The sequence below is a fragment of the Enterococcus sp. UD-01 genome, from assembly GCF_044909655.1.
In the GTDB taxonomy this organism is placed as follows: Bacteria; Bacillota; Bacilli; order Lactobacillales; family Enterococcaceae; genus Enterococcus_L.
In genome coordinates this window covers 24,324-38,373 of the sequence record NZ_JBIYEU010000015.1, presented here as the reverse complement: position 1 = coordinate 38,373, position 14,050 = coordinate 24,324, and the positions used below count along the sequence as shown (strand labels likewise).

The 14,050-nt window shown below is 35.7% G+C and carries 8 protein-coding genes and 1 pseudogene; 3 read left to right on the top strand and 6 right to left on the bottom strand.

What is annotated here, in order from left to right; genetic code table 11:
• Positions 1-226 precede the first annotated feature (226 nt).
• The 3 genes from ABH902_RS12120 to ABH902_RS12110 all read right to left on the bottom strand — a co-directional run bounded on the left by ABH902_RS12120 (position 227) and on the right by ABH902_RS12110 (position 2,732).
• Positions 227-2,041 carry a DUF262 domain-containing protein gene (locus ABH902_RS12120; RefSeq protein ID WP_404591079.1) on the bottom strand — a complete coding sequence of 605 codons (1,815 nt, stop codon included), beginning with the start codon at positions 2,039-2,041 and terminating at the stop codon, positions 227-229.
• A 191-nt stretch (positions 2,042-2,232) separates the two neighbouring features.
• Positions 2,233-2,457, bottom strand: a complete 225-nt coding sequence (locus ABH902_RS12115) for a helix-turn-helix domain-containing protein (protein ID WP_404591077.1) — start codon at positions 2,455-2,457, stop codon at positions 2,233-2,235.
• 65 nt (positions 2,458-2,522) lie between these two features.
• Positions 2,523-2,732 carry a helix-turn-helix domain-containing protein gene (locus ABH902_RS12110; RefSeq protein WP_404591075.1) on the bottom strand — a complete coding sequence of 70 codons (210 nt, stop codon included), beginning with the start codon at positions 2,730-2,732 and terminating at the stop codon, positions 2,523-2,525.
• 103 nt (positions 2,733-2,835) lie between these two features.
• Here ABH902_RS12110 and ABH902_RS12105 point away from each other — a divergent pair, with 103 nt between their 5' ends.
• On the top strand, positions 2,836-3,147 hold the full coding sequence (locus ABH902_RS12105) for a hypothetical protein (RefSeq protein ID WP_404591073.1): 312 nt from the start codon (positions 2,836-2,838) through the stop codon (positions 3,145-3,147).
• Positions 3,148-3,340: 193 nt separating this feature from the next.
• Here the strand turns inward: ABH902_RS12105 and ABH902_RS12100 are convergent, their stop codons facing one another.
• Together ABH902_RS12100 and ABH902_RS12095 are read right to left on the bottom strand one after the other, a co-directional pair.
• Positions 3,341-3,781: a hypothetical protein gene (locus tag ABH902_RS12100; RefSeq protein WP_404591071.1), complete on the bottom strand. Its 441-nt coding sequence runs from the start codon at positions 3,779-3,781 to the stop codon at positions 3,341-3,343.
• Positions 3,782-3,806: 25 nt separating this feature from the next.
• On the bottom strand, positions 3,807-4,373 hold the full coding sequence (locus ABH902_RS12095; RefSeq protein ID WP_404591069.1) for a hypothetical protein: 567 nt from the start codon (positions 4,371-4,373) through the stop codon (positions 3,807-3,809).
• An 887-nt stretch (positions 4,374-5,260) separates the two neighbouring features.
• Between ABH902_RS12095 and ABH902_RS12090 the strand changes: the two genes are divergently transcribed.
• Both ABH902_RS12090 and ABH902_RS12085 read left to right on the top strand, forming a co-directional pair.
• Positions 5,261-7,375 (top strand): heavy metal translocating P-type ATPase, encoded by a 2,115-nt coding sequence (locus ABH902_RS12090; protein WP_404591067.1) that lies wholly within the window; start codon positions 5,261-5,263, stop codon positions 7,373-7,375.
• Between the two features lie 227 nt (positions 7,376-7,602).
• Positions 7,603-7,745: pseudogene (locus tag ABH902_RS12085) on the top strand (cell wall protein); the annotation flags it as partial.
• Between the two features lie 221 nt (positions 7,746-7,966).
• Here the strand turns inward: ABH902_RS12085 and ABH902_RS12080 are convergent.
• Entirely contained in the window at positions 7,967-13,498 is a 5,532-nt protein-coding gene (locus ABH902_RS12080; protein WP_404591065.1) for an InlB B-repeat-containing protein, read from the bottom strand.
• Between the last annotated feature and the right edge of the window lie 552 nt (positions 13,499-14,050).

Below are 14,050 nucleotides of genomic sequence, written 5' to 3'. Positions count from 1 at the left end.
AGTACTACTATCAAGTATTCAAAATAGTGTAAATGTTTACTAATACTTCAATCGAAAAAGAGTCATTTTTTCAGCCTTACCATACCATAATAATGTCATCTCATCTTAAACAATTACCTACTATTATATCACGATATATATAGATTATCTTTAACCTTTATTGTATGAAATAAAAAAATCAATTGATTGAAAAGCTTCATACAATTCGATCAATTGATTTTTCCTATTAATTTGAGATAGTTAAAAATTGATCTCGGCTTTCATTGTTATCCTCAAAATTAAACATTTGAATAAACTGTTTGTAGGCTGTTATACGTTCTTCTGGAATAGTGATAAGTTTTACTACAGGCTCGCACTCATCCACTTGATTCAATCCCCATTCACTTAGCAAACTAAACAACTCGTCTGAAATGCGAATATCACGTTCACGAATTTCATCAAGTCCCCAATCCGTATTTTCTTTTGATAGTTCAAGTAAGATTTTAACATTGGATCTGTCATAGCTGTCTTTCTTTTTCATAAAATAGCCATTACTTGCGATAATATTTAATTTTTTTTCAAATGGTATCTTATTTCCAATATGCTCTACAAGTTCTTTTACTTCTGTATCAGAATTTTTCGGAAAATAACTTGATTGCCATTTTTGAGGTAAAATATGCTCAATTTCCCATTTTTCTGGAAGCAATACTTTTTGATGTTGATAAGCTAAAACTTTCAAAATCATGCGAACTGTATTACGATGGGCCTCTCTGATATTATCTTTCAGTTCCTTTTCATCAATTTCACTAAAATCAAATTTAGGTGTCACCGATTTAATAATTTCAGCATTCAAATTTAAAATACCACTTTTTACAGCATTGATGGTGGGTGTAACAATATAACGAGCACAAAGAACTGCGAACAGCCTCTTCAAGAAGACTAAAAATTCGATTTCAAAATTCTCCTCGGTATGATACTTCAAATAATAGATTACAACTGGATATTTCCAGAACTCGTTAGGATAGGAAGCTAGTGCATCAAGAACCTGATTAATCTCAATATTTTTAGACCAAGGCTCATCTTCAATTTCAGTACGATTGTTCACTACTAACCATAAGTTTAAAATCGTCTTGAGATTTTCCATGACACCATCTTGATATAAGCGTTCAAAATTATTTTGTGAATAATACTTTCGAATCCCTGGAGTTGTTGTTTTTCTATCATTCTCTACAGCTCTTAAATAAAACATATAGTAATAGAAAAGTTTTTGAATACTTTCATTAGCATTGCTTGCTTCTTCATCCAGCCTTTGCCAAAACTCAATGAAATCAGCTTTTCCTTTTCCATCTAAATGGTTGTAAATTTTCGCTTTGAAAATATCAGCATCAGAAAGAGCTAAACCACGGTCATTTAATGTTGAAAAAATTGTTAATGCTGTATCTTGAGAGTCTGCCGTAATTGGTAGTAAAATTGCTTTATTTAAGATATTTCTGATAAACCAATAAAATAATTCCGGCTGAGCCGTAGCGTATTTTTCGATTAATTCGACAAATAGCCGATAATTAGATGAATAATTATCTTTCGCACCTTCTTCTGATTTTCCTGTTACTAAAATTTTTGAAAATATCTCATTCCCTTCATCTCCCATTACTTTCGAGATAATCAGTGTCTTTTCGTAATCGACTTTTGCCGTAAGCTCATCCTGTTCCCAAAGCGCTGATTCAATTTGCGATTTGAAATTTTTTGATTCATCTGTTTCTTGCATTGATTGTAATTTAGCATATAATGCTCGTAATAATAGGAATAATGACGTGATTCTTTGTTGACCATCAATAATTTCTTGCTCGTTATTATCATTTTCGTAAGACACAATTGTTCCTAAAAAATATGTGCTTTCACTATTATTTTCTGTATATTCTACTAAATCATCAAATAGAGTTTGAATTTGTTCATCCGACCAAGCATAAGGACGTTGGTATTCTGGAATAACAAATTTTTGGTTTTTACCTGTTTCAAGTAGCTGTTTAACACTTTGTTTATTTACTTCAATTGTTGTCGCCATAAAGTTCTCTCCAATATAGTAAATTTAATTCAGTTTTCTTCTCAATGAACAGTATATCATACACGACAAGTCGTTGCTCATCTTATTTAGTGTATAAATTTTATAAACTAGTGTTACGTTTTTATGGTTTATCTATCCTATTTAAATTTGAAACGATCCACAAGAAACGTTATTTGCTTGTAGAAGTAAATTTATTTTTTATACAGTTTTTTATTGTTCGTCCTATCAAGCAGATAATCAATACTCACATCAAAATAATCGGCTATTTTCACTAATGTGCTCGCTGTCCACTCTATTTTCCCTGTTTCATATTGGGAATATGTATTTTGCGAAATATTCAATAAATTAGCCATTTCTTGTTGAGTAATATCATTATCTTCTCTTATTGATCGAATATTTGTATAGATCATCTTCATCACCTATTTCCATTATAAGCACTAGTAATAAATTCATTTCTTTTAATCTGAAATACAGATAGGAATTATTTTTTCTCTGTTCTGTCAAGTAAGTAATCAACACTTACATTAAAATAATCAGCTACCTTAATTAAAGTACTTGCTGTCCATTCTATTTTTCCAGTTTCATATTGAGAATAAGTATTTTGTGACACATTCAATAATTTTGCCATTTCTTGTTGTGTTACATCATTATCTTCTCTTATTGATCGAATATTTACATATATCATTTTCATCACCTAAATCCATTATAAATATCTGTAATAAAGATATTGACATTTATCTGTAATACAGATATCATTAGTATACAAAAATAATTATAGAAAGGATTAATAGAAAATGACAGAAAATAAAAGCTTAGTTTTAACTACCAATAACAACCAACCTATCAAACAAGTTTCATACCAAGACATGTATGCCATGAAAGACACCCTCGAACAGCTTGAATCATGGACAAAAATTTTAGAAATCGTAGATAATCATTTTGCCAACAGGAAATTACCACTGGACAAGAAAAAAATTGTGAAAGAATACTACTCCATTTCCCAGATTTTCGGTACATTTATGAATGATTATTTAACTTGTATTGATCGTTTAGAAACGCAGCTTGATCAATTAATGAAAAAAGAAAAAGTTAGAATTTCTCAATGAATAAACTGCTAGTTTTTGAGAAAATTAATTCCTATATCGCAATGCTAACCAAAATTATTTATAAAAAAGCAAAAAGCCAGAGACGTTCTGATTGAACGTTTCTGGTTTCTATTGATGGATTTATTCCACAAAACTTCCGCGACTTCTCATTCGTTATCATTCATTAAAACATTTATCAAGAGCAACAAAAAAACTATTCATATTCTCCCTCATATTCTTCAAAATGATTACTAATTTCTACAGAAATGTTTTCTCTAGGTATATTCAATTCCCAATTAATATTATAATCTTCTCTAGAATGTCCTATATCACAAAAAATACGCAATTTATATTCATTATCAAAAAATAAATCTAAATCAAACTGAGGTGTTAAGTTGAAGTTGAGTAACTTTTTCCCTTCAAGAACTGGAGATTTTTCACCGATAAGTCCACTTGGCTTATCATCATTATCTGTTGGTGACATAGAATCTGAGGATGTAACAATTACTTGTTTCCCCTGTTCAATTCGCCAAGCACACCAAACAAATAGATAAGACTCGTCTTCAAATTCTACTATTAAGGTTGATCCTGCTGCTCCTCCAGCACTACTTTTAACTACAGTTTGAGTGATCAGACTTTTTAATTTATTTTTCATTGCTATGTCCTCAACCATTCAAAAATTAATTGTTCGTTTTCATATAAGAATAGTACTCGGCTAGAGTTTCTTTAAAATATTCTTTATTTTCATTGTTCACAGTCATCGTAGATAAAAATCGTTTAATTTCTTTGTCTGTTTCCTCCAGAAATCGTTCCATATCAAACGAATAGACATAATATTTTTCATTATCATAATAGGATATTTCACCACACCCTTTTGGCGTTAAACCTATATAAAAATCTGGTGTCGTGGTTCCTCTTAGATGAAAATGATGATTCATAAAATAATCAGTCAACCAATCTTCATAAGCAAACTGTTCTTGCAAATTTGAAAAATCATCAATTTTATCAAACAATAATTCTCTAGATTCAGCTATTGAATTTGTAAACGGAAATGGAAATATTTCAACTTTCAGATATTCCTTTTTTTCTGCAAACCATTCAATAAAACTAGCAACATCCCACTCTAAATTCAGCAATGGCACATTTTCCCAATACATAGAAAACTCTCCCCACAATTCTAATATTGTTGACGCTTCTTCTTTATATGGGTTATTCGCTTTCTTTAGTTTTATTTTTAAGTTTTTCATCTCTATTTTCCTTTTATAAATTTTTTGAATTCAGATTGGGTTATTTTTCCTACTTTTACCCAGTTTTTCAATATAGCAGTTCCTGAATGATTTTAAATCACCAAATCAATATTGTTTTAGGTCTAGAGATGTACATTGCCGTTTGGTTATAAAAGGCTCACATAAATTAAATTGAGAACGCCTATGTAGCAGCATTTCTCATCAAGTAAAATAGATAGAAACTACTTAGTTCAATAAGGTCCTGTGCAAAAACTGCCAAAGATTTCTTTCTTAGTAGATTTTCTTGATTAAATCCGTTAAGTATATTCAGTGTATAATCTTAAAAATCCGATCAACTATGTAGTAATTTTTAACGGTTTCAATGATTCACAAGATAACCCATAGTACACTTTACATAAAGATAATTTATTTGAATAAATTATAACAAATTAGATGAATAACAACAACTTTATCACAAAAATAGTGAAGTAATACTGGACGTTTTTACTCACATAACGCTAACATTGCGACTAAAGATACAGGAGAGAGTTTCACTAAACTGATATAATGACTAATCAAAAAAAGAATTGGGCATTTCTCATCTAATAAAATCAATATTCATAAAGGGAATATGGTCAGCTTTTCGTAGTTTAACGCATAAAATATGAATATTTGTTTTAAAAAATGATAGAATACTACAAGTACGTTATTTTCATTCAAAACACCATTTGATTAACACCGCTCCATCAGGTAAGATATATTTAACCGAAAATTCCTCTATTATCGCTGAAAAAAATGGAAATTGTTGACAGTCGAAAAGAAAGTAAACTAGTCTATTATTCTATCAAAAACAAACCAATAATAAACCTGCTAAACTCTAGCTTATCTATAGAAAACGAGGTGCTAATATGAGTGAAAAAACAAAAAAACAAGTCTATCGAATTGAAGGATTAAGCTGCAGCAATTGTGCCGCTAAATTTGAAAAAAATGTAGCTCAACTTCCCAAAGTGACAACTGCTAAGGTAAACTTTGGTGCAGGAAAACTATTAATTGAAGGCGAAGCTACCATAGCAGAAATTGAAGCAGCTGGCGCCTTTGAAAATCTACTTGTTCGGAATGAACACGATACTGAAAAAAGAATAAACACGCAAGAACTTTTCATTAAAAAGAATGGACATTTGCTCATTTCTATTATCTTGATTGTTCTTGCATTTGGCTTTCAATTAGTTAATCGAGAAGATTTTTCAAAAATTCTCTATATTATGGCAATTGTTATCGGTGGTTTTCATTTATTTAAAGAAGGCTTTTCTGATTTAATCAGCTTGGATTTTACAATGGAAGGTTTAATGACGATTGCAATTCTTGGTGCGGCGCTCATCGGGGAATGGACTGAAGGAGCAATTGTGGTACTATTATTTGCTGTCAGCGAAGCTTTGGAACGCTTTTCAATGGATAAAGCGCGGCAATCTATCCGCTCGCTCATGGATATTGCGCCTAAAGAAGCTCTTATTAAACGAAATAATGTTGAACAACGAATGAATGTTTCGGAGATTCAAGTTGGCGATATTATGATTATTAAACCGGGGCAAAAGATTGCCATGGATGGGCAGGTCATTAAAGGCCATTCCGCTGTCAATCAGGCTGCTATTACAGGGGAAGCTGTTCCGGTTGAAAAACAGCTGGATGATGCTGTTTTTGCAGGAACGCTTAATGGAGAAGGTATGCTCGAAGTAGTAGTCACGAAGCTGGTAAATGATACAACGCTTGCGAAAATTATTCATTTGGTAGAAGGAGCACAAGGCGAGCGTGCTCCGGCCCAAGCCTTTGTAGATGTCTTTGCGAAATACTATACCCCAACGATTATGGCAATTGCCGCTTTAGTTGTCACAGTACCGCCTCTATTTTTTGACGGCGACTGGCATACTTGGCTTTATCAAGGCTTATCCTTATTAGTCGTCGGCTGTCCGTGTTCTTTAGTTATTTCAACACCAGTCGCTATTGTCTCAGCAATTGGCAACGCCGCTAGAAATGGTGTGTTGGTTAAAGGCGGCATTTATCTGGAAGAAATAGGCGGCATTAACGCCATCGCCTTTGACAAGACCGGTACATTAACTAAAGGAACTCCTGTCGTAACAGATTTTATTCCTACTGATTTGAACAATGAGGAAAAATATTTATCGATTATTGCTGCTTTAGAAGCCTACTCGCAACATCCGCTTGCTTCAGCAATTTTGAAAAAGGCAAATGAGAAAGCTATTCCTTATCAAGCTATTGTTGTTCATCATTTCACTTCTGTTACAGGTAAAGGAGTTCAAGGAGAGATTGAAGGGCTCACCTATTCAGTTGGTAGTCCAACATTCTTTGAAAACATTTTAGCAAAAAATCCGTCGATGACCGAAACCTATCAAACCCTTCAGCAGCAAGGAAAAACCGTCATGCTTTTAGGAACAAATGAAAAAATTTTGGCTGTGATTGCTGTAGCGGATGAATTAAGAGCTTCCAGTACTTCAACGATTCCTAAACTGCATCATCTCGGCATCGAACATACAATTATGTTAACAGGTGATAATACGGCAACTGCTGAATTAATCGGAAAACAGGTTGGTGTCACTCATATCAAGGGTGACTTACTGCCTCAAGATAAATTAGACTATATTAAGTCACTTCAGCAAATGTATGGAAAAGTAGCGATGGTCGGGGATGGTGTTAATGATGCACCCGCGTTAGCTGCCTCTAATGTAGGAATTGCCATGGGAGGCGCAGGCACAGATACCGCGCTGGAAACTGCTGATATTGCATTGATGGGGGATGATTTGCAAAAGCTTCCTTTTATTGTGACCTTGAGTCGCCAAACATTGAAAATAATTAAACAAAATATCACATTCTCACTAGGAATAAAACTAGCAGCTTTATTGCTGATCCTTCCCGGCTGGTTAACGCTCTGGCTTGCGATTATAGCTGACATGGGCGCAACGTTACTCGTAACATTGAATGGCTTAAGATTGATGAAAATTAAAGCATAAAATGCTGAAAGCTCAGAGCTAACGTTTAGGTAGCTTTGAGCTTTTTGGGTTTGTCTGCAGGCGTAAAGAATGAGATCAAAATGCTGGAACTAATCACAAGCGTACCTAGCATGATTAAATTGGCTATGATCACCTACTCCGAAAGTCAAGGAAATTCAGCTATTATAAAAGCTGCACTTGAAGAATTAGAGGAAGGAACACATGAGGGTAAAACGAAATATTGGCAATGGAATGGCGATTTTATCAGTGACCAGATTGAGAAAGTAGAAAATGAAGTTGTTTACACAATTGAAGGGAATGCAGGAGATAAAATTGCTAAACTAAGTGATGAAAAAATAGCCGTTATATTATGGGATATGGAACTTCGTAAACATTGATATAGCGAATGCAATATAAATATGTAAGTAACCCGCCCGCCTTCTTTCAATTTAAATGCCAGTTCATTATAATCCATAAAAAAATCCCTCCTAAAAATTGTCGTTTTCACTTACAACTTTTAGGAGGGCATCTCATTAATCAAAATCTCTTCTGACTAATGTCCTACTCTCATTCTCTTTTTTCTTAAAAACTTTTATTGATTATTTGGGTAAATTAAAGTTTTTTTCTTTTTAATTGACGTCCTAAAATAGCAAGGGCCATCACTACAAGACCAGCTAAACTCATGAATGGTGCGGCTTTTTCACCGCTGTTTGGTAAGATTTTTTTGCTGGCTTGTTCTTTTTGAATGGAACTTCCATTACTTGTAGTTCCTTGATTATTCTTGCTCGTATCTTTATTAGTCGTTGTTGTGTTTGTATCATTTGTATCATTCGTATCGTCAGTTTTATCTGTATTTTCTGGCTCTTTTTCCCATTGCGCTATCAACGCTAAGCCCCCAGCTGGCATCGTAATCGTACCAGAATATTTTTTACCTGATGCGTCAGCCCAACCAACAAAGAGATAGCCGGCTTTTTTCGGATTTTCAACTGCTGACAGATCAACACTTGTATCGGTTGGCTGTACAATTGCTGCTGGTTGCGTACTTGCATCGCCGCCATTGATATCAAAGGTAATGGTTTGATCTTGTGCAGCCCATTTAGCAGTGAAAGTCATGCCACCAACTGGTACAGTATACTCACCATCAATCAGTTGATCATTTTCGTCAAACCAACCAAGGAATTCATAACCAGCACGAGTCGTTGCTTGCTGTTTACCAATCGTTATCACACTGTCCGTTTTGGCGGTAATTGATTCTACATCAGTTCCGCCGTTGCTTTCAAAGCGAATGACTTGATCAACTGCTTCCCATTTAGCTTGTAAAGACAAACCGCCGGCTGGCATCGTAATCGTGCCGCTGATTTGATCATTTCCTTTGAACCAGCCAACAAATTGATAACCGGCTCTTTTCGGATTTTCAATTGCTGACAGATCGATACTTGTATCGGTTGGCTGTACAATTGCTGCTGGTTGCGTACTTGCATCACCGCCATTGATATCAAAGGTAATAGTTTGATCTTGTGCGGCCCATTTAGCAGTGAAAGTCATGCCGCCAACTGGTACAGTATACTCACCATCAATCAGTTGATCATTTTCATCAAACCAACCAAGGAATTCATAACCGTCACGTGTCGTTGCTTGCTGATCATCAATCACTATCACACTGTCCGTTTTGGCGATAATTGATTCTACACCAGTTCCGCCATTGCTTTCAAAGCGAATGACTTGATCAACTGCTTCCCATTTAGCTTGTAAAGACAAACCGCCGGCTGGCATCGTAATCGTGCCGCTGACTTGATCATTTCCTTTGAACCAGCCAACAAATTGATAACCGGCTTTCGTTGGTACATCTATAGCATCAATATCTACCAGACTATCTGTTGGTGCGCTAATTTCAGTTGCCCCTGAACTAGTACCACCGTCAAAGTCTAGTGTAATTACTTGGTCTAGAGCTTCAAATTGAGCGACTAATGTCACATCTGTTGCTGGCATTTTGTCTGTAGTAAAGTCCCAAAGCTTGTTGCTGCTAGTATCTTTCCAACCAGTGAAATTATAACCTGGCTTAATTGGAGTATATATCGGTCGAGGAATCAATCCATCAAATCCAACAGTCATGGTCGTGTTCATTCCTTCATCTTCGAAGGTTACCGTATATTGATTTGCGCGGTAGCGTGCATACAATGTAATATTTTCTGCTGGCATTTTATCAGTGGCAAAATTCCATTTCGTTCCGCCAGTGGCTTGGTCGTACCAACCGTCAAACGTATATCCAGTTTTAACCGGCATTGTTGGTTCATTCAATAATTCGTCAAAAGTTACTGTTTCTTTATTGATTTTTCCTTCATCGTTGAAGGTCACTTCATATTCACCAATTGAAAAATGAGCATATAACGTTAAATCATGTGCCGGCATTTGGTTTTTTTCAAAATTCCATTCCGTACCGCCAACTGCGGCATCATACCAACCAACAAAGGTAAAGCCACTTTTAATAGGATCTGCTGGTTTCGTAATTTGCGCTAAATAGTTCACTTCTTGATTTGAAGGTGCTGTACCAGAACCACCATTTGCTGAAATATCAAAAGTAACGGTGTACGCTTTTTCTGCGTAAACTGCATATAAGGTGATGTCTTCGTTATCTGGAACTTCATAAGGGAACACCACTTTTGTTCCGCCTGTCGGTGCTGTGTACCAACCTTCTAAATCATAGCCTTCCTTAGAAGCAGCAGGAGCCGTTGCCAGTTTGAACTTACTGTCTGGATAACCCGCTAACACTTCATTGACACTGCTGGTTCCACCTTGTGCGTCGAAAATTACTTTTCTTGGGCTCATCAGACCAACGGAAACTTGAGCGGCTTGTGCACTACTAGCAATAACACCAGCTACTTTAGCTGTTGATTGATCGTCAGCAATTGTAACACCCGTTGCTTCTACAAAGCGACGGCTGTCATCTGTCACTGGATTTTCAAAAACAATATCAACTTCTTGCGACTTGTCTAATCCTAAAAAGGCATAACTGCCGTCTACACCATCAATCGTTCTGGTAGTAGTCGTTTCAACCACGTTTTTGGTTCCTTTTTCGTAGGCAATAACAGTTATGTCATTTACACCAGTTTCGCTAGTATCAGCAGCACCGTTTCGATTGGTATCTGCATACACTTGTCCTTTAACCACACCGGTTTTTAAGCGAATTGCGACTGCTTCACTTGGTACATTATTTATTACACCGTTAATTGCTCGACGAATAAGAGCTTTATAGATATTCACATTACCTGCATCTTGATCCGCTGTAGCTTGATCCATATTAATATTAAATGTAATGAAATCTTCCCCTGGATTTTCAGGAGTTCCATTTTCTATAGAATTAATGTCGCTGTTTGTTTGGATATAAACCGCGCGAATTTCTGATTTATCCGAAATCTGATCCCACGTTTTCCAGCTGTTAGCATTAAAGTCTAATTCATAAGTAGTTGCATATAAAACAGTATAGTCATAATGGTTTGCAGACAAATCTAATGGTTCAGTCAAATTGACTGTCCAGCCAAAATCCGTATCCTGCAGCTGATAAGCTGTATTAGTTGTTTCTCCTCTTTTCGGTATCGGGATAATCGCTTGATAGCCTTTGACTACTTCACCGGAACTGTTTGAAACCTTTAAGCCATACTGCGCTTGACCTTTCGGGTTCAAATCAATAATACTCTCTGAGGTTCCGTTGTAAGCAATAAATTCTCCGCCATTTAAATTAGCCGCCGTAGTCACATTCAAATCAACACTCGCTTGGACAACCAAAGAGGCAGAAGGCAAACCAGTAAAAATATAATCCGTTGCTGCTTTGTCACCGACTTCGTATTTATTCGGAGTAACACCCATTAGAGTACCGGTATTATAAACTTGGATAGCTGAGTTTAACGGTTCCATCAAAATCACATCAGCTAATGAATAAGTTTCCGTTGGAGTAGTTTTTGAAATAGACACACCGACTTTTACATTTTCGGTTCGAGCTTTTTTCACCATAGCTGGATTCACATCATAATCAGGAATCGTAAATTGATAGACTGTTGTGCCCGTGTTATCTGTTAATTTGCTGACTTGAACATTCCCGTCTGCTACAGTAAAGACATTACCCGCCGTATCAACTGCGTTAAAGTCCTCTGGAATAACATTGACTCCTTCTAATTCTCTTACATAAATATTGATGCCTTTAAAGCCAGAAAGCATTCCTGTACTAGTATCATCTTTTATACGAATCGCTGCACTAATTTCCCCTTTATCTCCAGCTTTAACTCGTAAACCATTACTGGATACATACCCACTAACTACACTACCAGAAGTGACATTGATGATAGATTTTACTGTCTCCGCATCTGTAGCAAATGTCTTACTCTCTCCGTATTTCAATTCATTATTGGTGATTTTCGTTCCCGCTGCGACTCCAGCTTTGACTAAACCGTAATACTGAATACCGCCGACACCGTACAATGTAGGGGTTAATTTATAATTTGCAGGCACATCATCTGTCCATTCAACTGAAGCAATGTATTCATTCGCTTGCTGTCCGTACTCAGCTAAGTCAATTAGCTGCTGGGAACCCACGGTGGCATTATTATCCGGAACAGTGATGGTTCGTCCAGTAGTAGTTGTAACTTTAATGTTTGCTGTTTTTCCACCAACTGTAGCAATGCGCATCGCTTGAACATTCACCTGAGCAGTGTCAAATGTCGCGACGAACTTTTGATCGGTTACTGCTTCTGGTTGTTTATTTTCAACCTGAAATGCTCCTAAAAAGGAGTATGGTGACTCATTGTTTGTTGAGATGGATCGAGCCAAATCTGCAGATGTTAACTGATTAACAAAATCTGCAAGGACTTGAACACCTACCGTAATTTCAGAATATAAGCTGGCATCGATAACCTCTGCGCCATTATACGGCTTGTAGCTAACCTTCCCGCCAGTCGAAGTAACGGTTAATTTAGTTTCAGACGCTATTGTACTTGGATCTACACCTGCAGCGTAGGCAACTTCGTAATAAACAGAACCGGAAAGACGAACCTGATTAGTGGTAATAATCGCGTATTTATAGCTATCATCCTCTTCAGCAGGCAACTCAGTAATAGTGGTTGTCTGTGAATTTTCAAAAACAGCCTTTTTTAATTCCAAGCGCTTATCGTATTTCACTTTGTAAGACATCCAGTCCAAATAAGCGCCGGCACCTTCAATGGACTGTCCGCCAGTAGATAAAATAGCAGATTTCCCTGTGGTAAATGTGCCAGTTTGGCTTTGATAAATGGTAGGATATCCCTTTCCTGGAACCGTATAAAAGCGAGGGACAATTGCTTTGCCGCTTAGTGAAATTTTTTCAAAAGTTTGGTCGTAGAAGTTCTCATTGCCTTCTTCAGAATAAGTGACTTGAATCGGATTCACATAATCTCTGCCATTTTCATTAACCAGAAAACGAGTATGTACACCTAAAGTAATATCCATAGCAACTTCATTTGTTGTATTCGCCAATTCATATGTCACTGTACCAGAAGAACTCATCGTATCTCCATAAACCTGAGGATACTCAATAGTCGCATTGGTAACCACAGAAGTCAGCTGACTAGGCAATTTGGAGGCATCAAACACTAAATTTGTACCGTCTAATTTAAATCCGGGTAGAGAACTATATTGGAATTCTTCAGATAATTTAATGATAATTTTTTTGCCAGCGAGTGGTTTCGCACTAAAAACTGCTCCAATTGTCAGCTTCTTATTAAATCTATCTGAACCCATAAACTGGTCCCATGTATAGCTTATTGAATTATTGTCCTCTAACGATTGCGAATCAAACGTTGCAGTAGGTGTTGTGGCAGCATAGGGAGCAACCTTGGACTTTTCTCCTGATGAATCCTGAGTATTATCTGAAAACATTGTTTCCGTTTGCGCTTTTTCTGCAGCCGTTGTATCGACCTCAGAAGATCCAACTGAGCTAGAAGTTACTTCACCAGAACGATCTGATGCTTCTGTCTGCACTTTTTGGTCTCCAGATGAATCAGCTACATTTGTTTCCTGCGTAATTGTTTCTGCATACGCTCCTACATTCACTTGCGACAACACCAGCAATGTAACTAGACTGATGTTTTTAAAACTGTTTCTTTTCTTTTTTTCCATCAACTCAAACCCCTTTTTCTGTTTTTTATATTATTTGAATAACAAACAATATAAATTAAAAAAATAACATTTATTCATAATGCCCATTAATAATACTATCAAAATATACAAAAGAAGTCTATATTATTTTTCAAAAAACCAAGCTTAAAAACAGCATTATATCAACGTTTTTTATTTTTAATCTCTATAAACATAACAAAATTATTTCATTCTTATTATTTAAATCGCATATATATTCATAACATTATTTTTTTGTTATATTGCGCAAAAAAACACCTCGTAATTTTCTTTTGTTTTTTTTATTTTAAAAACTTACCTAATTATAAAATATTCTCGAAAAATATGTTTTGCCTAAAATCCAGTTGTTTAGTTTTTAACCAGCCTATTATTTGTATCTTGCGTAAGTATTAAAGAAGTGCAAGAACAGTTGTATTTAAACTTCTATGAACATCTCCTCTCGCACTACAGACGACAATATATATGAAACGCATAACCAGTTTGCCAAATACGCAAATTTTCAAGTCGTAGTTAGACAGATTTTAGACAAAATAA